Source organism: Chitinophaga vietnamensis (assembly GCF_902167635.1).
GTDB lineage: Bacteria > Bacteroidota > Bacteroidia > Chitinophagales > Chitinophagaceae > Chitinophaga > Chitinophaga vietnamensis.
The window spans coordinates 275,276-295,462 of record NZ_CABHMS010000001.1 but is presented as its reverse complement, the minus strand read 5'-3'; the positions used below and the strand labels follow the sequence as shown (position 1 = coordinate 295,462).

The following is a 20,187-nucleotide window of genomic DNA, read 5'->3' as shown; positions in this document are numbered from 1 at the left end:
TTACCCCTCATCACTCCACGGGTGGGTTACGAAATTGCCATCTACGATCTCCACATAGTACAGTTCATCGAAGCCTTCTTCCAAGGATGGTAGCTCCAGTTTCCTGAGGGTGCCGCGGATGCCTGCTTCCGGGATCAGCTCCTTGCCGGAGCGGCCGCTGTTACGCAGGATCGCATCGGCGATGGCAGAACGGAAATAGTAGCCGATCACTTTGAATTTGTAGCGCTTCGCCATGGAGATGTAGCGGCTTCTGTCGGCGCGGGCGGGGTTGGTGTTGTCCACCACAAAAGGTTGCTGCGTGTGCAGGCACACATCCATGAATTGCTCTTCCTTGTTGCGGGTATTCAGCTGGTCCAGCGAAATGCGGACGTGCGTTTTGAAGAATCTGTCTTTAAAAAATGTTGTTTTACCTGTGGCCTGGATACCACAGAAAATAATAGCTTCCATCGGGTGGCAATATCAGTAAAGATATTACTTAATGACGATATGCAGCGCTTTGAGTTTGGGAGAATCATAACCCTTTTTGTCCTGGCGGCATGCGGGGTTTTTATTGGCAAAGATGATAAAACGCCGGGAACGGAGGTCGCCGAGCCAGAGCAAGGGATGCGCATCATTATCTGCCGCCCGCCGCGAACCGGCCAACAGGATGTGGGTACTGTCGAGCCAGGCCACTTCTTCCACACGATCACCGGCAGGTACGTTGAGAATGCGTTTCCACCTGCGGGTATTATCATCATACCAGGATACAGCTTGCTCCTGGTTGCCGCCGTTATAAACTATTTTGTCGCCTGTCTTTTCCAACACCAGCCAATAGCTGTAGATGTCAATAAACTGGCGCCCATCCGGAGAAAAGGAGAGCGCCGGCTTATAGATATCGTAGAAATTCCGGAGACCGGCAGCCGTGCCGAAAGGGATGTCTTCAAAACGTATAGCCGTTTCCGTTTTAAAATCTTTCAGGTTGAAATTGAAATAAGTCTTTTGCCATTCGCCAAGCTGACGGCTGATCTCATCAGAAGGCAGGCCGCGTTGCTGCGCAGCGGCGCTGGTGGCCAGCGCCAGGAAACAAAGGAGATATAGCCGGAAGCGCCTCATGGCCTCAAAATAACAAATCCCGGCCGTAACAGCAACCTTTGCTTATAGGTTGTCCGACAGAAAGCGCAGTATCAAGGCCGCCACTTCTTCATACTTTTCTTCCAGCAGAAAGTGGCCGCCATCGATCTCGTGCAGCGCGGCTTTCGGCAAATCCGTAAGATAGGCCCTGGCGCCCGGCAGGATGAAGATATCATCATGAATGCCCCAGGTGATCAGAGTAGGCGGCTGGTGCTGGCGAAAATATTCATGCCATACCGGGTACTGCGGAAAATTGGTTTTGTAGTTGAGCAGCAATGCTGCCTGCGCTTCTTTGGCGCCAGGTTGCAGTGCAAAGTAATGATCCAGCAGGTAGCCGTCGGGCAACACATGCTGCTCGCTGCTTGCATTATAGAGATAGTTTTCCTTGATGCCCGGCAGCGACATGATGTGATCCACCATCTTCTGAAATCCTTGCTCATCGCCCTTTTCCTTGTACTGACTGATGTTGTGGATGCCAGGCCCGAGGCCTTCCATGTAGGCGTTAGCATTTTGAATGAGCAAAGCCTGCACCTGCTGGGGCCTCCTGCTGGCGAGGCGAAAACCTACCGGCCCGCCGAAGTCCTGCATATAAAGGCTGAAACGTTTCAGCTCCAACGCATCGATAAATGCTTCGATCAAATCGGCGAGATGATCGAATGTGTATTCGTTCGCCTGCAGGCGGCCGCTCAGTCCCGAGCCGGGATAGTCCGGCGCGATCACGCGGTAATCCTTTGCCAGCAAGGGCATCAGGTTGCGGAACATGTGGGAAGAAGAAGGAAATCCATGCAGCAAGAGGACCACCGGCGCTGTGGCAGGGCCTGCGCTGCGGTAAAATACAGGCACTCCTTTAATGTTGATCGTGTTGAATGTTACTGGCATATATTTATGTTTTAATTTTGTACCATTCAGTACAAAATAGGGTAAAAAAATTTTAGCGTAGTACTTCCAGGTATTTTTTGATCAGGGGCTGAAGCGTTTTTTTATCAGGATACATCCTGCGGGTGATATTGAGCCCATTCCAGGCCGTTACCAGGAATCTCGCTATCAGCGCGGCTTCTTCCTTATTCTTCATCTTCCCTTTCTGTTGTGCGTGCCGGATAGCGTCTTCAAAAATACCTTCCAGCGCTTGCAGTTCTGCGGTAGCCAGATGTGCCAGAGCATGATCGACCGCTGATAGCTCGGTGATGGTGTTACCCATGAAGCAACCGTTTCCATGTGCTTTTTTGCTGCCTTGCGCGATCTCGTAAAAGAAATTGCGGACCACCTCCAGGGGCTCTTTGCTGTTGCGGATCTCCATCTTCAGGCGGGTATGCGCGCGTTCCCCGAATTGCTGCACTACCTTTTCATACAGTTCCCGCTTGCCGCCTTTGAATGCCAGGTAAAAGCTGCCTTTGCCAATACCCATGGCGCTGAGCAGGTCTTCCGTGGAGGTAGCTTCGTAGCCCTTCTCCCAGAATATTTCCGTGGCCTTGCTGATCACTTCTTCGTTATCAAATATTTTCGGTCTGCCTGACATGCAACGAAGGTATGTATATTTTACCAATCGGTACAAAATTATTTTATCTTTTGGCGATGATTTGAATTTTGTAACTTCACGGCATGAAGAAAACAGAATCGATAGAAGATTTTTATCAACAGAAAAAGAAGTGGATGCCGCCCGATCTGGGGCAGCACATGGGGCATTTCAATATATTTGACCTGGCAGATTGCAACGGCGGCCCGGTGCCGTATAACCGGCGCGAATTCTATAAGGTAAGCCTGATCCGCGGCAACTACCGTTATCACTATGCCGACAAGAGCATTGAAGTATCCGGCTCCACGCTGATCTTCTTCAACCCGCAAGTGCCTTATACCTGGGAAATGCTCGGTGGCGAAGGCACCGGCTGTTTCTGCATCTTCACAGCGCCTTTCTTCACCGGAACAGGCAGGAACAAGGTCAGCACCTTGCCCATGTTCGCGCCAGGCAGCAAACCGGCTTACTTTCTCAATGCCGCGCAGGACCAGGAGGTGAGCGGTATCTTCAGGAAGATGTTTGAAGAGATCAAATCCGATTACGTATACAAATATGACCTGCTCCGTACTTATGTGATGGAGCTGATACACCTCGCGCTGAAAATGCAACCGGCAGATACCCTGTACAAACACCCCGATGCCAATTCCCGCATCACATCTGTATTCACCGAACTGCTGGAAAGGCAATTCCCTATAGAAACGCCATCACAGCGCTTTTCCATGCGCTCTGCCAAAGATTTCGCCAATGAATTAGCCGTGCATGTGAATCACCTGAACCGGGCCATCAAGGAAACCACCGGCAAAACTACCACCGATATGATTACGGAAAGAGTAACCACCGAAGCCAAATCATTACTGCGGTATACCGACTGGAACATCTCCGAGATCGCCTATTCACTTGGCTTTGAAGAGCCGGCCCATTTCAGCAACTTCTTTCGCAAGCAAACCGGCCAGGCGCCGGCTATTTTCCGAAATGTTTGAATTTTGTAAGTAATGATTTGATTGGCGTAACAATCCAACGGCCATACGTTCCTAGCTTTGTGATATCAAAAACGATTTGATATGAACAACAAAGTATGGTTTATCACAGGCGCCTCCAAAGGCCTCGGACTGGTATTAGCCCAAACATTGCTGAGCCAGGGATACAAAGTAGCTGCCACCTCCCGCAATATAAACAGCCTGAAAGCCGCTGCCGGCGAGCATCCCGACTTTCTGCCACTGGAGGTGGATCTCGAAAGTGAAGCAAGCATTCAAAAAGCCATCGATCAAACGATCGCCGCTTTCGGTAAAATTGATGTGGTAGTGAACAATGCCGGTTATGGACAGGCAGGCGCTATCGAAGAACTGAGCGCCAGCGAAGTAAAACGCAATTTTGATGTGAATGTGTTCGCACTTCTGAATGTGACCCGCCTCGTGCTGCCGCACCTGCGCGCACAACGTTCCGGCCACATTTATAACATCTCTTCTATTGCAGGCTACACCGGTAACTTCCCGGCATGGAGCATCTACTGCGCTACCAAATTTGCCGTGAGCGGCCTCACTGAAGGACTGGCTGCCGATGTACAACCATTCGGCATCCATGCTACCATCGTGTATCCCGGCTATTTCCGCACCAACTTCCTCGCAGCAGATTCTATGGGCGTTCCTGCCAATCCTATCGCAGCCTATGAAAATGTACGCGCCTCGCTGCGCATGCACCAGGAGGAAGTAAATGGTAACCAGGCCGGCGATCCGGTAAAAGCCGCTGAAGTAATGATTCAGGTAGCTGCGCTCGAAAACCCGCCACTGCACCTCTTCCTCGGCGAAGATGCCTACAATTTTGCCAATGCTAAAATTGAAAGCATTGAACAAGACCTGGAAAAATATAAAGCATTGACCGTCTCCACCAACATCGTAGAGGCCATCGCATAAGCTACTAACGGAAACGACTAAACGACCTTCAGGCAACTACAACGCCTGAAGGTTTTTTTACGCCCCTGAATTGCGTGGGACTTTGCAGGTAATACTTGCGGAAGAGTTTCAGGAAAGAACGGTGGTCTTCAAAACCGGCTTGCAAGCTCACCTCCTCTACGGGCATGCTGGTGCTGGAAAGCAGGTCTGTAGCCGCTTTCAACCGGCGCCTGGTGAGGTAGTGATACGGCGTTTCCTTGTACACCATCTTGAATGCACGGAGAAAATAATATTTGGATAAACAGGCAGCGCGGGCGGCTTCATCCAGCGAGATCTTTTGCTGGTAGCAGGAGTCGAGGAAATCACGGGCGGAGAACACCCGTTTCATGATCTCCAGTTGGGTAGACCGTTTGGTGAAAGGCATGTTCATCATCTCCCGGTGAATCTCCTGTTTCACCCTCACCATCTGTTCCAGCAAGAGATAAAATACCTGGTCGTAATAGTTGGGATCATGGAAGCGGTCTTTTATTGCCCGCGCCACTTTATACAAGGCAGGAGACACGCACTGGTCGTGGCTGTACAGCTTCTCAAAAAAATCAAATGAGCGGCGCCAGTCGGCCGGCGTATTTTCCAGCATTTTCTCATCAGAGCTGAGCAATGCAGACACCACATTGTGGCTGTATTCATTATTGAAGAAAACGCAAAGGGATTCTGTCTGGTCGTCGAGGATACTGGCAGTATAGGGCTGCCATTCATTAACGATCAGATAGGAATGGGCGTCTACGATTTTGGTGCTGCCGCCCACTTCAAAGATCTCTTTCCCTTTCAGGGAGCATTTGATGGACAATGGCGCCACACTTCGCCTGGACACCTCGCCAATGCTGCTTTCCAGCGAAATCACATTAGGCCATTCGGAGGGCGCGCATTTTGACATCGGGCAGATATTATCTGGCGTCTCGATAAACAAATCCCTGGAAACAGTAGTCAACATCTTTCAGAAAACGGGTAGGTGATCAATGAAATATCCTGTTACCAATACTAGCCCTTCCGTAGTAGAGGGAGGGCGTCAAAAGTTGCTTTTTTCAGGAAGCCTGTTTTTCCAGCATCCTTTCCCGGTGTCTTTTTCCCCATTCGCGGAGAAATTGCCATACGGGCATCAGCTCATGAGCGCTTTCGGTGAGCTCATATTCAACGCGGGCGGGCACTTCGGGGTATACCGTACGGATCACAAGCCCGTCGCGCTCCATTTCACGGAGATGGAGGGTGAGCATGCGTTCGGTGATGTTGGGGATCATTGACTTCAACGAGGTGAATCGTACCGGACCATTCTTCAACTCATAAAAAATGGAGAGCTTCCAGCGTGCGCCGATGAGGTCCATGGCGTATGCTTCCGAACATTTCGCGATCAGCTCTTCTTTATTGAGATAATTAGTAGATGTTTCCTTTACCTTCTTCATCCTTACATTTTTGTTAGCTCCTTACAATGCTGTGCAGGCTTGGTTTTATGATCTCACGCCCGCTACCTTTGCTTTACAAATTTAACGAACAAAGTTATCCAAAATACATCCTCCAATTAATCAGATCATGAAAGCAATTATCCTGAAAGAAAATGGCGGACCAGAGATGTTGGTCCCTGCTGAAGTGCCCGTTCCGGCCATTAAAGCGGACGAAGTGTTGATAAAAGTAAAAGCCGTTGCCATCAACCCGGTTGATACCCAGGTAAGGCAGCACCCTGCCGTCTTGCAGTCGATCCTCCAGCCGGTTCCGGGCGAACAGGTGATCATTGGCTGGGATGTGTCCGGCGAAGTGACCGCAGTGGGCGATGCCGTTACTGCCTTCAAAAAAGGAGATGAAGTATTTGGCATGGTGAATTTCCTGGGGCATGGCAAGGCCTATGCCGAATATGTGGCGGCGCCGGCATCCCATTTGGCGCTGAAGCCGGCCAACATCAGCCATGAAGAAGCCGCAGCGGCAACGCTGGCCGCACTCACGGCCTGGCAGGCACTGGTAGGCGCTGCACAAATCAAAGCAGGCGACAAAACGCTGATACATGCCGCTGCCGGCGGCGTAGGGCACTATGCGGTACAGATCGCGAAAAATGCAGGCGCTTATGTGATCGGCACCGGTTCCGCTGCCAACAAGGATTTCGTGCTGGGCCTCGGCGCTGATGAATACATCGATTATCACCAGCAAGCATTCGAAGCACGCGTGCAAGATGCGGATATTGTATTGGATCCCATTCCCGGCGATCATATTTACCGCTCGCTCGCTGCGCTAAAACCGGGTGGCTATCTTGTCAGCATCAAAGCACAGATCGGAGACGCACTCGCTAATCAGGCAAAAGAAAAAAATGTACGTGCAACACGGGTAACAGTTGCCTCCAATGGCGCAGATCAGCATCAGCTGGCCGCCCTGCTGGAAAGGGGTAAAATTCGTTCGCATGTAAGCCAGGTATTCAGTTTTGATGAGTTGCCACAAGCGCATGAACAGGTAGCAACAGGCAGAACGAAGGGAAAGGTGGTGGTGAAGTTATAAGAGATGATTAAATTATGAATGGCGTTGCATGCGTCTGCCGCCCCTACCAACATATCGCCCCTACGGGGCGATGTATTGGAGCAGGCGTCATATCTACCAATATGACGCCCCGTAGGGGCGATATGTTGGCAACAAACGTTGCATCCACAAACATGACGCCCCGTAGGGGCGATATATTGGTAGCAAACATTGCATCCACAAATATGACGCCCCATAGGGGCGATATGTTGGTAACAAACGTTGCATCCACAAACATGACGCCCCATAGGGGCGATATGTTGGTAACAAACGTTGCATCCACAAACATGACGCCCCATAGGGGCGATATGTTGGTAGCAAACGTTGCATCCACAAACATGACGCCCCATAGGGGCGATATATTGGTAGCAAACATTGCATCCACAAATATGACGCCCCGTAGGGGCGATATGTTGGTAACAAACGTTGCATCCACAAACATGACGCCCCGTAGGGGCGATATGTTGGTAACAAACGTTGCATCCACAAACATGACACCCCCTAGGGGCGATATGTTGGTAACAAACGTTGCATCCACAAACATGACGCCCCATAGGGGCGATATGTTGGTAACAAACGTTGCATCCACAAACATGACGCCCCCTAGGGGCGATATATTGGTAGCAAACATTGTATCCGCAAATATGACGCCCCGTAGGGGCGATATATTGGTAGGATGGAATTCGGGTATTCAAATTGTTTTATCTTAGTAAGATGAAAATACTAGCTATTTGTGGCAGCACCCGGAAAAATTCATCCAATCTGAACCTGATAAAAGCCTTTGCCACTTTAACGAAAGATATCTTTGATGTTAGCATCTATACCTCGCTGGCGGAACTGCCTCAATTTAATCCCGACCTCGATCTTGAAGGCGCCGTGCCGCCCGCAGCTGTGGCGGATTTCCGGCGACAGGTACGTGAGGCCGATGGCGTTTTGATCTGTACCCCGGAATATGCGGTAGGCGTGCCGGGCGCCTTGAAAAATGCGATCGACTGGACCGTTTCCTCTATGGATTTCTCAAAAAAACCGGTAGCACTGATTACAGCCGGCACTTCTGGTGTAAATGCGCACCGCTCTTTGCTTGGCACCTTGCTCATCATTGAATCGCGGATCACCGCAGCGATGCAGGTGGTAGTATCTTCCGTTAAAACAAAGATCAATGAGCAATGCGAAATTACGGACAACGCTACCCTCGCCCAATTACGCGCCCTCATTGCAGCGCTGGCCGACCTGATCCAGCATAGCGAAGAAGAACGCGAATTTTTACAGCCTCCCGCTTTTTATTGATCCATTGCAAGACCTTTCAATTTCTCAGGGTCCAGCACATTATTGATCTGGTAAATCTTGCCATCTTCCGTTACACCAAATACCTGACAGGCCACAAGTTGATTGCCATCATAATACAACAATGCCGGCTGATGGTTGATGGTGGCTGTTTTGCACGATAGCGCCGCCGTGTAGCGATCGTAGATATACAACATCAGCTCCGCCACTTCGTGTATACCTGCACTGAATTTCCGGAACACGTTCAGATGAGCGCCGCCATCTGCATGATAGGTGATATCTGCTGTAAGAAGGTGCTCCAATGCCTGCGTATCCCTGCCGCGGATCGCATAAATATATTTATCGAGAACGCCCGCCGGCAGCACAGTTTGGGTTGCCGGCCTGCGCGACTGCGCCAGTCGCGCTTTTGCACGACTGAGCAGTTTTCTTGAATTTTCTACCGTACTGGAAAGCACTTCGGCAATCTCTTCATGCGAATAATTGAACGCTTCTTTCAGAATAAATACCGCACGCTCTTTCGGGTTCAGTTGTTCGAGCAACACCAGCATGGAATAAGACACAATATCTTTCATATTCAGGTTGGTATCTGCGGTTTCAGTGGCCACGGGCTCCGGCAGCGATACCTCTTCTGTAGAGGTCATTTTTTTCTTCCTGTTCCTGATATTGATCGATTGGTTGATCACACTTTTGATCAGGTAACTTTTCTCCTGCGCAATATGCTCCTTCGGAGATGCGAGGAAGGTGTACAGTACGTCCTGTACCGCATCCCGCGCATCTTCCGCCGATCCTAATATATTGTATGCATAAGGGAACAAGAGCTGTTGATAATCCTGCATAACCTTTTTTGTGAATGCAATTTAATTAAAGGCGCCCACTACATGTTTACCGGGCGTAGTACCAAAGGCAATATTGATGCGGTTCCAGGCATTGACCTGTGAGATAGCCAGGGTGAGATCAGCGATTTCCGCTTTGCTGAAATGCGTAGCCAGCTCATTATACAATTCCTGAGCGATGCCCTGCTTTCCAACATGGGTAAGGGCTTCCGCGTATGCCAGCACGGCTCTTTCTCTCTCCGTATAATATGGACATTCTCTCCAGACGATCAGAGAATATAAACGCTGCTCTTCTTCACCCAATGCCATCGCTTCTTTATGATGGGCATCCAGACAAAATGCACAACCATTCAGCTGGGATACCCGGTAGCTCACCATTTCCAACAACCGTCTTTCCAGGGTTGTTCTTTTGAGATATTGCTCTGTTTTCATCATACCGTCCATCAGGCCTTTATTGGCTTCGCTGTATGTTATTCTTTGTTCCATGTTTTTTGTTTTTTATTTTTATTCAGATGGTTTACGGTAATAAGACAAGCGGGTGGATCAAAACGTGACAGGCTTTCAAAACTTTTTTCCAGATTGTTCAAAACCGGACATTTTCCCTCCGGAAGCGGACACTTGAAAAAGGCCGTCCTTATTCAATTTGCTGGTTATCAAACATGTTATGGCGTGGCACCTTTTTAGTACCGCAGCTTCAAAAAACTTCCTATGTTCAAGAATTACTTCAAGATCGCATTCAGAAACCTCTGGCGCAACAAGGCGTTTTCAGCCATTAATATCTTTGGTCTGGCCGTTGGTATCGCTACCTGCTTGCTGATCCTGCTTTTTCTTGCACATGAGCTGAGCTACGACCGCTATAACAAAAATGCCGACCGCATTGTGCGGGTAGTATTCAAAGGCACCGTACGTGGAGACGCCATGCGCGAGGCCAATGTGATGCCCCCGGTAGCGCAGGCCCTCAAAGCGGAATTTCCTGAAGTACAGGAAGCCACCCGCCTGCGTCGTTATGGTTATCAGAAAGTGATCATCGGCGAAAAATCTTTCTCTGATGCTTTTGCTTTTGCTGATCCTGATTTCTTTAAAGTCTTTACCCTGCCTTTCATCGAAGGAGACCCCAATACCGCGCTCAGCGCCCCTAACACCATCGTGATCACCAAGGCCATGGCGCAGAAATATTTCGGCCAGGAAAGCGCGATTGGCAAAATACTCAAGCTCAAAGACCTGGGAGGCCAGCCTTACAGGGTTACCGGCGTGATGCGCGATATTCCCGCTACCTCGCATTTTCATTTCGACCTGTTTGCCTCAATGAGCAGTTTGGACGATTCCAGAAGCACCTCCTGGATCACCTCCGAGTATTATACTTACCTGCTGCTGCCGAAAGGTTACGACTACCGGAAGCTGGAACCCAAAATAAAACAGGTGGCCGACCGGAATTTCGACGCACAGCTGCCGAAGGCCATGGGCCTCACTTTGGCGGAGTTCAGGGCCAAAGGCAACGACATCGGCCTGTTCCTGCAACCGCTCACCAGCATCCACCTGCATTCAGACCTGATGTTTGAACTGGATGCCCCCGGCAATATCCAATACATCTATATCTTCAGCGCCATCGCAATATTTATGCTGCTGATCGCCTGTATCAATTTCACTAATCTGTCTACCGCAGGCGCTTTCCGCAGGTCACGCGAAGTGGGTATACGAAAAGTGATGGGCGCCGAGAAACGAAGCCTCATCTGGCAATTCCTGCTGGAATCCTTTGTGCTCACTGGTTTTGCCATGTTGCTGGGCCTGGTGCTCGTACAAATAGCGTTGCCGCTTTTTAACCAGCTGGCCAACAAACACCTCCAGCTTAGCTTCGGCGAACATCCCTTGCTGATACCTGGTTTATTATTATTCGGTTTGTTTACCGGCCTGCTCGCTGGCAGTTACCCGGCTTTCTTCCTGTCGTCGTTCAAACCGATTGCCGTGCTGAAAGGCAAGCTGGCAGCGGTTAACAAGCGATTCAACCTGCGCAGCGGGCTGGTGATATTCCAATTCGCGATTTCCGCTACATTGATATTGGGTACACTGGTGATATACCGGCAACTGTCGTACATACATCACAAGGCGCTCGGCTTCAACAAAGACCAGGTGCTGGTGATACCAAACACCTATCACCTGGGATCACACCAGGATGCGTTCCGGCAGCAGCTCCTGCAAGACCCCAGAGTGGTGAATGCGAGCCTGTCGGGCTATCTGCCCGCAGGGCCCAGTAATTACAATAACTTCACCGTTTCTCCCGATAGCGCTTCCCAACAGATCACCAAAACACTGCGTTATGATGTAGACTACCAATACATTCCTACGCTGGGTATGCAAATGGCGTCCGGACGTAATTTCTCCCCGGAATATGGCACCGATTCTACCGCCGTGATATTGAATGAAACGGCTGCACATCAGTTCGGGTGGGACTTGCAGGCACAAGGGCATACCCTCACTGCCAAGGATGGCGATCAACATCGTATCTATCATGTGATCGGTGTGGTGAAAGATTTTCATTTCAAATCCCTGCACGAACGTATCTCACCATTGGTGATGGTATTGGGACGTAATGAAGGTGGACCGATTATCATCAAGACGACCGGAAAAGATCCATTGGGCCTCGTAGCCACTGCGGAAAAGCGCTGGACCAGTTATGTGCCGGACGAGCCTTTCCAATATGCTTTCATGGATGATTTGTTCAACAACACTTATGAAACCGAAAAGAAGACCGGCGACATACTTGGCATCTTTGCGCTGATCACTATACTGGTGGCCTGTTTGGGGCTGTTCGGATTGGCGATGTTTACCGCCACACAACGCACCAAAGAGATCAGCATCCGCAAAGTATTAGGCGCCTCCACCGCGGGTATTGTAGGATTGTTGTCGCGTGATTTCCTGCGCCTGGTATTGATTGCGAACCTGGTGGCCTGGCCATTGGCATGGTGGATGATGAACAAATGGCTACAGGATTTTGCTTACCGTATCCAGATACAATGGTGGATGTTTGTGATCACAGGTGTGATCGCGGTGTTGATCGCACTAGCCACCATCAGCGTTCAGGCCGTGAAAGCCGCGCTGGCCAAGCCAGTGAACAGTCTCAAGGCCGAGTAATACCGGCCTGCTATCTCATCGCACCCAATCCGCTATGTGTCTTTGTGAAAATGCTATCTGCTTGATAACTTTTACTGGATTATTTTAGAGTATATCATCAACTCTATAAATTCCAGACATGAAAACACCTTATCAACTAACTGCGCTGATGTTAGCCTGTAGCAGCGCGCTTGCATTTACCCAATGCACCAAAGACCTGAAAACCCGTCCGACCCAACAGGAAACCCCTATCAGTGGCGGCGCCACAGCAGATGTAGGCACACTTTCCCTGCTGTGGAATGGTGATGCATCCCTTGGTAATTCCGTATGGAAGGTACTGAACATCGAAGGCTCCGGCACTATCACCGTTGAAAACGATGCCACCTATGGCCCGGTGTGGAAATTCTACAAACCGGCCGGCAGTCATCGTACGGAAGGCCACGGCGCACAAGGCTTCCAGGCCGTGGAAGGCGATGATATTTATATCGGCTGGCGTTCCAAACTGGACATCCCCAACAACCAGAACACCAATGCCGTATTCCAATGGAAGGCCTACGGCAGCGGACAACCGATGTTGCAGAACTATCCTATTGTACTCAGTACCAACACCTCAAACGTCTTTCACCTGATGCATTATGCGCCGGGCAAGATCGGTACAGAAGTGTGGAGCACGCCGCTTTCCGCCAATACCTGGAACAGCATGGTAATGCGTATCAAGGTATCGCGGGACTCTTCTATCGGCTTCATTGAGTTCTGGTACAACGGCGTTAAACAAACGCTGGTAAATGGTACGCAGCGCTACCCGGCACGCACCCTCGATGCAGATTATTGCGATCCTAAATTTGGTGTATATGGCGGCGATCCGGCAGATATCACCAATTATGTGCAGGGGATCAAGATCGCATCCACTTATGCCGAGGCCGCCCCTTCCGGCAGTGGCAGCACCTTGCAGGCGAAAGTGTTCCAGAACTGCAGCTATGGCGGCTGGACAGCCACCTTTGGCCCCGGCAATTACACCACGGCCGATATTGTAGCACATGGCGGTATTGACAACGATGCTTCTTCCCTGCAAATACCCGCCGGACTTACCGTAACATTGTTCGATGGCGACAACTTCACCGGCGATTCACTGGTGCTCACTTCCGATGCCAGTTGCCTGAAAAACACCAGCACGTTCAATGATAGAACATCTTCCCTGAAAGTAACTGCTAACTGATCATCCCTCTGTATACTCCTTCCACTTCAGCTGAAGTGGAAGGAGGTAATTAAATTTTATCAGTTAATTGATAATGCGGACCTTCACTGCAAGATCAGTTGAAAGATGAGCAGAACCTATCGTACCGGCGCCACTGGCGCACTCCTTGATGAATATGAAAAAGCGGTGAATGAGTTGATAAACACCATCGCTGATATTTCAGATGCAGCTCTCACCAAAATTGTTGACCCGCACACAGATAATCCCGATTGCAGGTCGGTGCAAACGATACTCGCGCATGTGGTTAGTTCGATGTATAGCTATGCCGTTTATATCCGGCAGCATAAAGGCGTTAATGCGGAGCGGCCACAGAAAGTACTACGGGAATCTGCCGCTCTCTATATAACTGCGCTGCAAGATGCCTTCACGTACAATATAGATACCTTTGCCCTTCTCCAGGATCACGAATTGGAACAAGCTGAAAATGAAAAGAAAATACTGACGCGATGGGGCCAGCTGTATGATATGGGGCAACTGGCGGAACATGCTATTGTACATGTATTGCGCCACCGGCGGCAGATAGCGCGTTTCAAAGAGATAATAGCCTTGCAGAAAAACCCGTCATAAAAAATTTTTCAGGAGCCTTGTAACGTTTTTCCTCATCTCCATACTAACCTGTAAATGCTCATCATATGAAAACATACCAGGTTAGATCCAATGGTTCGTATTACGTCCTGTCGGCAAACGATACCTCTTCTGCTACCATGTATTGCGGCTCCTGGTTTTCTTTCCGTGCGGAAACAATGGTTGACGGAAAAAAATTTCTTTTCAATAGTACCAACTGCCTCGGACTGCAATTGCAGATGCTGTCCGGTACTGATGTGGCGGCCACTTCCAGTACAGGGTGGAATATGTGTACCAATATGCACTTCGGCAAGCGGCAATATGTATTGAAAAACCGCAGCTGGTACAGCGCTGATTTTGTGCTGCTCAACGAACAGCAGCTGCCCGTGATGATCTTACACCCGCGCGGCAGTTTTAAAAACAACTATGATATCAGTGTGAATGAAGCTTTTACGCCGGAAGAGATTTTGTTCACGGTTTACAATTGCAATCATCTCAAATCCGCCAGCAGCGCGGCCCTTGTCAGCGTGATCGTAGTTGTGTTGGCGCTGCCGTCTTTCAATGGTGCGTTTCACGTGCTAAAGTAATATCGCTACATCGTTCCAGACATAGCGCCAGGATTTGGCGCGGGTTTGATCTACGTTCGTTTTCTCTATCATTTCAAAGGGATGGCCGCCGAGCTTGTCGTAGGCTTTTCTGGCATTCTCATTCAGGTCATATACCCAGAGATACATTTTCTTGCTATCGCAATGCGCATAGATGGCTGCCGCGCAGGCTTTCATCAACATCTTCCCTATCCCGGAGCGGTGCAGGTCTTTTGACACGTGCAGGTTATCCAGCAGGGTACCGAAAACGGGGTCGTCCTGGAAGTAAAGGCAGGCGAAGCCAATGATGGCGCCATTTTGCACGGCCACCTGCAGCCACTGGTTGGCGGCGGGCTGTTGCAGCCGTTGTTGCCATACCGCCGCGCGCTCCGCAGCTGCGTCGTTGTCGAGATAATGATCGCTGTAAATACCGCGATAGGTATGGCGCCAGCTGGCGGTGTGAAGCGCCGCAATGGCCGCATGGTCTTCATAACGGGCCGCTCTCAGTTCAATCATAGCAGCGGTTTTTATTGCTGTAAAAATAAGTTTTCTGAAAAAAAATTTGCGTAACTCAAAAGTTACACGTTACTTTGTGTAACTCTAAAGTTACATATTATGGAAAGGGATATCAGGATTAACTGGTTCTACCCCTACCCGGTAGACACCATCTGGGCCTGCCTTACAGAGCCTGCGTTGCTGAGGCAATGGTCGATCAGCTCGGGCGATTTCCGCGCCGAAGTGGGTTTCAAATGGCAGGAATCGCGCAAACCCAAGCCGCGCCTTAACTGGGATGGCAAGATGTATTTCGAGGTACTGGAAGTAGTGCCTTTACAGAAGCTCGTTTATGCTTTCAGGGGAGGATCTCCGAAAGGCGGGTATTCGCTGGATACCGTTGTTACCTGGACCTTGGTACCGAAAAACGAAGGCACCGAACTGCAACTGGTACAGAGCGGCTTCAAAGGCGCCAGGGCCGTGTTTTCCAGCTTCCTCATGGAATTGGGATGGAAGAATGGTATTGCAAAAAAATTCTCGAGAACATTACAGCAAATGCCACATGAACAAAGCCGATAGCATCGATTGTTTCCAGGCGCTCTCCGATCCGAACAGGCGGGAGATACTGATGCTGCTTTCAAAAGAAAAGCAGAGCATCAACACGATTGCCGACAATTTCAACATCAGCAGACCAGCAGTGTCCAAGCACATCAAAGTATTGTCGCAAGCGGGGTTTGTCCGCATCACCGACCAGGGCCGGGAGCGTTATTGCGAGCTGCGGCAGGAAGGTTTTAAAGAGCTGGAATCCTGGCTTAACTATTTTGAAGTATACTGGCACAGCCAATTGCAAAGCCTGGAAAATTTTCTCAAAAACCATCACCGCAAACAGGTGAAAAAGAAATAGCCCGGCGGAGCTATTCCTGCCGGGCTTCATGGTTTCCGCGGATAAAAAAAAGCTTATAAGGAAGAGATAAAGCTGGCCAGCGCTTCTCCGATCTCTGCGGGCGAATCTTCCTGTATATAGTGAATACCATTTACCGTCACCTCCTGCTGATTGGGCCAGCTACGGCAATATTCCAGTGCACGGCCAGTGAGCAATGCGCCCGGCGTAGCGGATATCAGCAATTTCGGGAAAGTGGTGGCAGCCATCCATTGTCCATAACGTGTGATCATATTGGTAATGTCTTCCGGTTCTCCATCGATCGACAGCTCCCTTGGAAACATCAGTGTAGGTAGCCTGTCTTCCTTTACCAGAAAGGGTTTGCGGTAGGCGTCCATTTCTTCTTCGCTCAAGGTGCGCAGGATACTTTTAGGTAATATCGTTTCAATAAAAAAGTTATTCTCCATGATCATCTCAACGCCTTTTTCGGAACGCAGTGCGCGGAAGGCAGCATCACGGCCTGCCGGGAAGTCGCTCCAGAGGCGGGGTTGCACCATCGCTTCCATGTAGCAGATCGCCTTCACCCGCTCCGGATGCCGATAGGCCCAGTAGAAGCCCAATGCAGAGCCCCAGTCGTGCAACACCAGCGTTACCTGTGTAAGACCGAGGGCATCAAACCATTCATCAAGCCAGCCGGCATGCTGGAAGAAAGAATAGCGGCGGGCAGGATCTTTACCCGAAGCGCCCATACCGATCAGGTCAGGAGCAAGACAGCGGCCCATATCTGCCACATAAGGAATGATGTTCCGCCACAAGTAGGACGATGTTGGATTACCATGCAGGAATACTACCGGGTCGCCACTGCCGGTATCTACATAACTCATCGGAATACCCGCCACAGCCAGGCTTTTCCGTGGATGCTTATCTTTTACAGCGATGTTGTTTTCGATGGTTTGCATAATCTGGTATTTATGCAAAGATTTGATTTTAGGGAGAGAGATGGATAGTCCAGATTTTATTTGATAGCTAGACCAGAATATTTACGGATTTACGGATTTGAGAATTTACGGATTTAGGGATTTGAGGCAACAAATTCCCAAATCCGTAAATTCCTAAATCCCTAAATTCGTAAATCAATAAATTCGTAAATTCACATCTGACCCCAAAAATTAAACCTTATGGATTATCCCAACAGAGTTATCAAGGCTGGCGAAACCGACGCCAGTATTGTAACCGCTATCCAGCAACGCCTGACCGAACTTGGTGTTGGCGATCTTCAGAGCACTGGTATCTTTGGTCCCAAAACGGTGGCAGCTGTCAAGCAATTCCAGGCTTCTCATACTGACAGTTATGGCAACCCGCTGATTGCCGATGGTAAAGTAGGTCCTATTACCTGGGCCGTTTTATTCGGTACACCCGTAACCCAGCCTGCTGCAGCACCTACGCCTTTGCTAGCCAAAGCCGTTGAAGTGGCCAAAGGCCAGATCGGCGTGATGGAAGTGCCGCCAGGCAGCAACAGCGGCCCTATGGTCAACCAATTCCTTGCAAGCACCGGAACGCCGCCGGGCAATAACTGGTGCGCTGCGTTCGTGTATTGGTGCTTCGATCAGGCGGCGCAGTCGCTCGGCGTTCCCAATCCCCTGGTGAAAACCGCCGGCTGCCTTGATCACTGGAACAGGACCACCGGCACTAAAATACTGACAGCAGATGCCGTGAACAATCCTTCGCTGATTGTTCCGGGCAGCATCTTCATCAGGAGCTATGGTAACGGCTTCGGGCATACCGGCATTGTATCTGCCGTGAATGGCGGCTTCATGGAAACCATAGAAGGTAATAGTAACAATAATGGCAGCCGCGATGGCGAAGGCGTATTCCTGCTGGAATCCCGCAAGATCAATTCTATCGAAAAAGGATTTATTATCTACCAATAATAAAAAAGCCTCCCGCGCTGCGGGAGGCTTTCTCTTATCTCCGGAAATTATTATTTGGCGGGAGTGATCACGATCTTCCTGAACTCTATCGGTCCGTGGTCGCCCTGGATGTAGATAGGTCCGGGCTCACCTTCGTGGCTATCGAGCGCGCCGCCGGTGATACCGGGGATCTCCTGGTTGGTGATCACCGTTTTTCCATTCACCACTACTGTTACCATACGGCCAATGAGTGTGATATCATACGACTGCCATTTATCGGGGCCTAAAGCAGCGATCTCGCTAGGCGCGATGAAGCCATAGATACCGCTGAACAATACGCTGGAAGGATGTGCGTCTTTATCGCTGTCTTCGATCTGCACTTCATGACGGCCTCTCAGGTATACGCCGCTGTTGCTGCCTTTCTGATATCTGAATTCCACATGCAATTTGAAATCGGTGAAGGTTTGTTCAGAAACCAGGTTCACACCGGAATGCGGGCTGGTGAGGATACCGTTCTTCACGATCCATTGGTTGCCTGGTTTGATCTGCCAGCCGGCAAGGTCTTTACCGTTGAAAAGATTGATGGGCTTGCCCCATACCGGCGCTACTGTTCTTTTCAGCAACGGCGCTTTCACACCTTTCCAGTTATATTTTTTTCCTTCGCTGGTAACAATGGTGCCCTGGATGCCATCGCCGGCCAGTTCCCCTTCGATGACGAAGTCTTTATCGCCACCTTCCCATTGTGGAGGAATGGAGAAACTGAATTTGCCGTTATCGAAATTTACTTTTGCCACCGGGCGTGCACTGCCGGAAGCGCCTACAAAATAGCCTACCAGCGTGCGGGTGCCGGAGAGCTTCACTTCCAGCCAGGAAGGCACTGCTTTGCCTTCTTCATCTATCGTGATATCCCAGCGGCCTATCAATGCCTTGGCATCGGCGGCCAGTTGTGTTTGCTGTGCAGCGATGTGTTTTCCATTCGCGGACGTTGCTCCGGCACCGAGCGCCATCAGGCAGCTCATGCCGAATGCGAGAAAGTTCTTGCGCATATCTCTGATTACTTTTACGATTGAAGATCTTGGTGTAACAAGATAGTGATAATTTGTTGTTGTGCAAATGTGATGGGGTTGTGATTTCATCACCCATTCACCAAGGGGATCACTTTTGCGCCGATCAATGAGATCGATTTATTGACCTTTTCGGGTGTGAGGCCGGGGTTATCCATCTGAAAAGTGAGGCGGGATATGCCTCCCAGCGCTTCGCTATGACGCAGTATTTTTTCCGCTACTTCTTCCGGGCTGCCTACCAGGTAGGCGCCGGTGCGTCCGGCCTGTGCATCAAACTGGCCGCGGGTGGGCGCCGACCAGCCACGTTCTTTGCCGATCTTGCCGAACATCTGCTGGTATCCCGGAAAATATTCATCTCTTGCCTGGTCGGTAGTATCAGCTACGTAGCCCAGCGAGTGCAGCCCTACTTTGAGTTGCTCGCGGGCATGGCCGGCTTTCTCTCCTGCTTTATAATACAGATCCACCAATGGGCGGAAGCGATGCGTTTCGCCACCGATAACGGCTACCATCAACGGCAGGCCCAGCGTACCGGCGCGCACAAAGGATTCAGGCGTGCCGCCCACGCCGATCCAGATAGGCAGCGGCTCCTGCAAAGGACGCGGATATACCGGCTGCTCGCGCAGCGCCGCCCGGAACTTGCCTTTCCAGGACACGGTTTCGTGATCCCGGATATTTAGCAGCAATGCGATTTTTTCTGCAAATAACTCGTCGTAGTCGTCGAGGTTCAGGCCGAATAACGGGAACGCATCTACGAAAGATCCGCGGCCTGCGACGATTTCTGCGCGACCTTTGGAGATGATATCAAGTGTGGCATATTCCTGGAATACCCGCACGGGGTCGGCGGCACTCAATACCGTAACGGCGCTCGTAAGGCGTATCTTGCTGGTACGTGCGGCCGCAGCGGCTAATATCACCGCCGGTGCAGCATCCAGGAACTCCTTGCGGTGATGCTCACCCAGGCCAAATACATGCAAGCCTGCCTGCTCGGCCAGCTCAATCTTTCTCAGCAGGTTTTCCATTGCCTGTAAATTCTCAGCCGGATTCAAAGGTCCTTCATATGCGCCGGTAGCGATGAAACTGTCTATGCCTATTTCCATGTGTATTGCTTTAACATCAAGCGATAACAAATATTACGAAAAATCGCGGAT

The 20,187-nt window shown here is 50.3% G+C and carries 24 protein-coding genes; 11 read left to right on the top strand and 13 right to left on the bottom strand.

The window, feature by feature from the left end:
- Genes FPG75_RS01290 through FPG75_RS01275 form a run of 4 tightly spaced genes read right to left on the bottom strand, consistent with a single transcriptional unit; the run spans position 1 to position 2,626 of the window.
- A complete protein-coding gene (locus FPG75_RS01290) occupies positions 1 to 447 on the bottom strand; it encodes an AAA family ATPase (protein ID WP_143304688.1) in 447 nt (148 codons plus the stop codon).
- 24 nt (positions 448 to 471) lie between these two features.
- Positions 472 to 1,092: a hypothetical protein gene (locus FPG75_RS01285; RefSeq protein WP_143304687.1), complete on the bottom strand. Its 621-nt coding sequence runs from the start codon at positions 1,090 to 1,092 to the stop codon at positions 472 to 474.
- Between the two features lie 42 nt (positions 1,093 to 1,134).
- Positions 1,135 to 1,989, bottom strand: a complete 855-nt coding sequence (locus FPG75_RS01280; protein ID WP_143304686.1) for an alpha/beta fold hydrolase — start codon at positions 1,987 to 1,989, stop codon at positions 1,135 to 1,137.
- Between the two features lie 52 nt (positions 1,990 to 2,041).
- Complete coding sequence (locus FPG75_RS01275) at positions 2,042 to 2,626, bottom strand: TetR/AcrR family transcriptional regulator (protein WP_143304685.1); 585 nt, start codon at positions 2,624 to 2,626, stop codon at positions 2,042 to 2,044.
- 83 nt (positions 2,627 to 2,709) lie between these two features.
- Here FPG75_RS01275 and FPG75_RS01270 point away from each other — a divergent pair, with 83 nt between their 5' ends.
- Positions 2,710 to 3,603 (top strand): helix-turn-helix domain-containing protein, encoded by an 894-nt coding sequence (locus FPG75_RS01270; protein ID WP_143304684.1) that lies wholly within the window; start codon positions 2,710 to 2,712, stop codon positions 3,601 to 3,603.
- 81 nt (positions 3,604 to 3,684) lie between these two features.
- Positions 3,685 to 4,533 carry an oxidoreductase gene (locus FPG75_RS01265; protein ID WP_143304683.1) on the top strand — a complete coding sequence of 283 codons (849 nt, stop codon included), beginning with the start codon at positions 3,685 to 3,687 and terminating at the stop codon, positions 4,531 to 4,533.
- 28 nt (positions 4,534 to 4,561) lie between these two features.
- On the opposite strand, the gene FPG75_RS01260 is transcribed toward FPG75_RS01265, so the two are convergent.
- Entirely contained in the window at positions 4,562 to 5,446 is an 885-nt protein-coding gene (locus FPG75_RS01260) for a helix-turn-helix domain-containing protein (RefSeq protein WP_161596623.1), read from the bottom strand.
- A gap of 148 nt (positions 5,447 to 5,594) precedes the next feature.
- Positions 5,595 to 5,969: a winged helix-turn-helix transcriptional regulator gene (locus FPG75_RS01255; protein WP_143304681.1), complete on the bottom strand. Its 375-nt coding sequence runs from the start codon at positions 5,967 to 5,969 to the stop codon at positions 5,595 to 5,597.
- A 127-nt stretch (positions 5,970 to 6,096) separates the two neighbouring features.
- Here FPG75_RS01255 and FPG75_RS01250 point away from each other — a divergent pair, with 127 nt between their 5' ends.
- Positions 6,097 to 7,047 carry an NADP-dependent oxidoreductase gene (locus FPG75_RS01250; RefSeq protein WP_143304680.1) on the top strand — a complete coding sequence of 317 codons (951 nt, stop codon included), beginning with the start codon at positions 6,097 to 6,099 and terminating at the stop codon, positions 7,045 to 7,047.
- A gap of 43 nt (positions 7,048 to 7,090) precedes the next feature.
- Here the strand turns inward: FPG75_RS01250 and FPG75_RS01245 are convergent, their stop codons facing one another.
- Positions 7,091 to 7,441 (bottom strand): hypothetical protein, encoded by a 351-nt coding sequence (locus tag FPG75_RS01245; RefSeq protein ID WP_143304679.1) that lies wholly within the window; start codon positions 7,439 to 7,441, stop codon positions 7,091 to 7,093.
- A gap of 338 nt (positions 7,442 to 7,779) precedes the next feature.
- On the opposite strand from FPG75_RS01245, the gene FPG75_RS01240 reads away from it, so the two are divergent.
- Positions 7,780 to 8,352: an NADPH-dependent FMN reductase gene (locus FPG75_RS01240; RefSeq protein ID WP_143304678.1), complete on the top strand. Its 573-nt coding sequence runs from the start codon at positions 7,780 to 7,782 to the stop codon at positions 8,350 to 8,352.
- Here the strand turns inward: FPG75_RS01240 and FPG75_RS01235 are convergent.
- Positions 8,346 to 9,185: a sigma-70 family RNA polymerase sigma factor gene (locus FPG75_RS01235; protein WP_143304677.1), complete on the bottom strand. Its 840-nt coding sequence runs from the start codon at positions 9,183 to 9,185 to the stop codon at positions 8,346 to 8,348. The two genes, FPG75_RS01240 and FPG75_RS01235, sit on opposite strands and share 7 nt — an antisense overlap.
- Before the next feature lie 21 nt (positions 9,186 to 9,206).
- Positions 9,207 to 9,668 carry a carboxymuconolactone decarboxylase family protein gene (locus FPG75_RS01230; protein WP_143304676.1) on the bottom strand — a complete coding sequence of 154 codons (462 nt, stop codon included), beginning with the start codon at positions 9,666 to 9,668 and terminating at the stop codon, positions 9,207 to 9,209.
- Positions 9,669 to 9,890: 222 nt separating this feature from the next.
- Here FPG75_RS01230 and FPG75_RS01225 point away from each other — a divergent pair, with 222 nt between their 5' ends.
- From FPG75_RS01225 to FPG75_RS01210, 4 genes are all read left to right on the top strand, one after another.
- Positions 9,891 to 12,311, top strand: a complete 2,421-nt coding sequence (locus tag FPG75_RS01225) for an ABC transporter permease (protein WP_143304675.1) — start codon at positions 9,891 to 9,893, stop codon at positions 12,309 to 12,311.
- Positions 12,312 to 12,429: 118 nt separating this feature from the next.
- Positions 12,430 to 13,506, top strand: a complete 1,077-nt coding sequence (locus tag FPG75_RS01220; protein WP_143304674.1) for a heparin lyase I family protein — start codon at positions 12,430 to 12,432, stop codon at positions 13,504 to 13,506.
- Positions 13,507 to 13,611: 105 nt separating this feature from the next.
- On the top strand, positions 13,612 to 14,112 hold the full coding sequence (locus FPG75_RS01215) for a DinB family protein (RefSeq protein ID WP_143304673.1): 501 nt from the start codon (positions 13,612 to 13,614) through the stop codon (positions 14,110 to 14,112).
- A 65-nt stretch (positions 14,113 to 14,177) separates the two neighbouring features.
- Positions 14,178 to 14,696 (top strand): hypothetical protein, encoded by a 519-nt coding sequence (locus tag FPG75_RS01210; RefSeq protein WP_143304672.1) that lies wholly within the window; start codon positions 14,178 to 14,180, stop codon positions 14,694 to 14,696.
- Here the strand turns inward: FPG75_RS01210 and FPG75_RS01205 are convergent.
- Positions 14,688 to 15,209: a GNAT family N-acetyltransferase gene (locus tag FPG75_RS01205; protein WP_143304671.1), complete on the bottom strand. Its 522-nt coding sequence runs from the start codon at positions 15,207 to 15,209 to the stop codon at positions 14,688 to 14,690. The two genes, FPG75_RS01210 and FPG75_RS01205, sit on opposite strands and share 9 nt — an antisense overlap.
- A 99-nt stretch (positions 15,210 to 15,308) precedes the next feature.
- Between FPG75_RS01205 and FPG75_RS01200 the strand changes: the two genes are divergently transcribed.
- Positions 15,309 to 15,764, top strand: coding sequence for an SRPBCC family protein (locus tag FPG75_RS01200; protein WP_143304670.1), 456 nt, complete (start codon positions 15,309 to 15,311; stop codon positions 15,762 to 15,764).
- Entirely contained in the window at positions 15,748 to 16,089 is a 342-nt protein-coding gene (locus FPG75_RS01195) for an ArsR/SmtB family transcription factor (protein WP_143304669.1), read from the top strand. Before FPG75_RS01200 ends, FPG75_RS01195 begins: the two co-directional genes overlap by 17 nt.
- Before the next feature lie 53 nt (positions 16,090 to 16,142).
- On the opposite strand, the gene FPG75_RS01190 is transcribed toward FPG75_RS01195, so the two are convergent.
- The gene (locus tag FPG75_RS01190) at positions 16,143 to 17,024 is read right to left on the bottom strand and encodes a haloalkane dehalogenase (RefSeq protein WP_143304668.1); all 882 of its coding nucleotides are present in this window, start codon (positions 17,022 to 17,024) and stop codon (positions 16,143 to 16,145) included.
- Positions 17,025 to 17,243: 219 nt separating this feature from the next.
- Between FPG75_RS01190 and FPG75_RS01185 the strand changes: the two genes are divergently transcribed.
- Entirely contained in the window at positions 17,244 to 17,996 is a 753-nt protein-coding gene (locus tag FPG75_RS01185; protein WP_143304667.1) for a CHAP domain-containing protein, read from the top strand.
- Positions 17,997 to 18,046: 50 nt separating this feature from the next.
- Here FPG75_RS01185 and FPG75_RS01180 read toward each other — a convergent pair whose 3' ends face one another.
- Together FPG75_RS01180 and FPG75_RS01175 are read right to left on the bottom strand one after the other, a co-directional pair.
- Positions 18,047 to 19,021, bottom strand: a complete 975-nt coding sequence (locus FPG75_RS01180; protein ID WP_143304666.1) for a 3-keto-disaccharide hydrolase — start codon at positions 19,019 to 19,021, stop codon at positions 18,047 to 18,049.
- Between the two features lie 89 nt (positions 19,022 to 19,110).
- The gene (locus tag FPG75_RS01175; RefSeq protein ID WP_143304665.1) at positions 19,111 to 20,136 is read right to left on the bottom strand and encodes an LLM class flavin-dependent oxidoreductase; all 1,026 of its coding nucleotides are present in this window, start codon (positions 20,134 to 20,136) and stop codon (positions 19,111 to 19,113) included.
- Positions 20,137 to 20,187: the final 51 nt, after the last annotated feature.

Excerpts from the sequence above, each read along its gene's own strand:
- FPG75_RS01290 (WP_143304688.1), bottom strand. The coding sequence starts at position 447 with ATGGAAGCTATTATTTTCTGTGGTATCCAGGCCACAGGTAAAACAACA.
- FPG75_RS01285 (WP_143304687.1), bottom strand. The coding sequence starts at position 1,092 with ATGAGGCGCTTCCGGCTATATCTCCTTTGTTTCCTGGCGCTGGCCACC.
- FPG75_RS01280 (WP_143304686.1), bottom strand. The coding sequence starts at position 1,989 with ATGCCAGTAACATTCAACACGATCAACATTAAAGGAGTGCCTGTATTT.
- FPG75_RS01275 (WP_143304685.1), bottom strand. The coding sequence starts at position 2,626 with ATGTCAGGCAGACCGAAAATATTTGATAACGAAGAAGTGATCAGCAAG.
- FPG75_RS01270 (WP_143304684.1), top strand. The coding sequence starts at position 2,710 with ATGAAGAAAACAGAATCGATAGAAGATTTTTATCAACAGAAAAAGAAG.
- FPG75_RS01265 (WP_143304683.1), top strand. The coding sequence starts at position 3,685 with ATGAACAACAAAGTATGGTTTATCACAGGCGCCTCCAAAGGCCTCGGA.
- FPG75_RS01260 (WP_161596623.1), bottom strand. The coding sequence starts at position 5,446 with ATGTCAAAATGCGCGCCCTCCGAATGGCCTAATGTGATTTCGCTGGAA.
- FPG75_RS01255 (WP_143304681.1), bottom strand. The coding sequence starts at position 5,969 with ATGAAGAAGGTAAAGGAAACATCTACTAATTATCTCAATAAAGAAGAG.
- FPG75_RS01250 (WP_143304680.1), top strand. The coding sequence starts at position 6,097 with ATGAAAGCAATTATCCTGAAAGAAAATGGCGGACCAGAGATGTTGGTC.
- FPG75_RS01245 (WP_143304679.1), bottom strand. The coding sequence starts at position 7,441 with ATGTTTGCTACCAATATATCGCCCCTATGGGGCGTCATGTTTGTGGAT.
- FPG75_RS01240 (WP_143304678.1), top strand. The coding sequence starts at position 7,780 with ATGAAAATACTAGCTATTTGTGGCAGCACCCGGAAAAATTCATCCAAT.
- FPG75_RS01235 (WP_143304677.1), bottom strand. The coding sequence starts at position 9,185 with ATGCAGGATTATCAACAGCTCTTGTTCCCTTATGCATACAATATATTA.
- FPG75_RS01230 (WP_143304676.1), bottom strand. The coding sequence starts at position 9,668 with ATGGAACAAAGAATAACATACAGCGAAGCCAATAAAGGCCTGATGGAC.
- FPG75_RS01225 (WP_143304675.1), top strand. The coding sequence starts at position 9,891 with ATGTTCAAGAATTACTTCAAGATCGCATTCAGAAACCTCTGGCGCAAC.
- FPG75_RS01220 (WP_143304674.1), top strand. The coding sequence starts at position 12,430 with ATGAAAACACCTTATCAACTAACTGCGCTGATGTTAGCCTGTAGCAGC.
- FPG75_RS01215 (WP_143304673.1), top strand. The coding sequence starts at position 13,612 with ATGAGCAGAACCTATCGTACCGGCGCCACTGGCGCACTCCTTGATGAA.
- FPG75_RS01210 (WP_143304672.1), top strand. The coding sequence starts at position 14,178 with ATGAAAACATACCAGGTTAGATCCAATGGTTCGTATTACGTCCTGTCG.
- FPG75_RS01205 (WP_143304671.1), bottom strand. The coding sequence starts at position 15,209 with ATGATTGAACTGAGAGCGGCCCGTTATGAAGACCATGCGGCCATTGCG.
- FPG75_RS01200 (WP_143304670.1), top strand. The coding sequence starts at position 15,309 with ATGGAAAGGGATATCAGGATTAACTGGTTCTACCCCTACCCGGTAGAC.
- FPG75_RS01195 (WP_143304669.1), top strand. The coding sequence starts at position 15,748 with ATGAACAAAGCCGATAGCATCGATTGTTTCCAGGCGCTCTCCGATCCG.
- FPG75_RS01190 (WP_143304668.1), bottom strand. The coding sequence starts at position 17,024 with ATGCAAACCATCGAAAACAACATCGCTGTAAAAGATAAGCATCCACGG.
- FPG75_RS01185 (WP_143304667.1), top strand. The coding sequence starts at position 17,244 with ATGGATTATCCCAACAGAGTTATCAAGGCTGGCGAAACCGACGCCAGT.
- FPG75_RS01180 (WP_143304666.1), bottom strand. The coding sequence starts at position 19,021 with ATGCGCAAGAACTTTCTCGCATTCGGCATGAGCTGCCTGATGGCGCTC.
- FPG75_RS01175 (WP_143304665.1), bottom strand. The coding sequence starts at position 20,136 with ATGGAAATAGGCATAGACAGTTTCATCGCTACCGGCGCATATGAAGGA.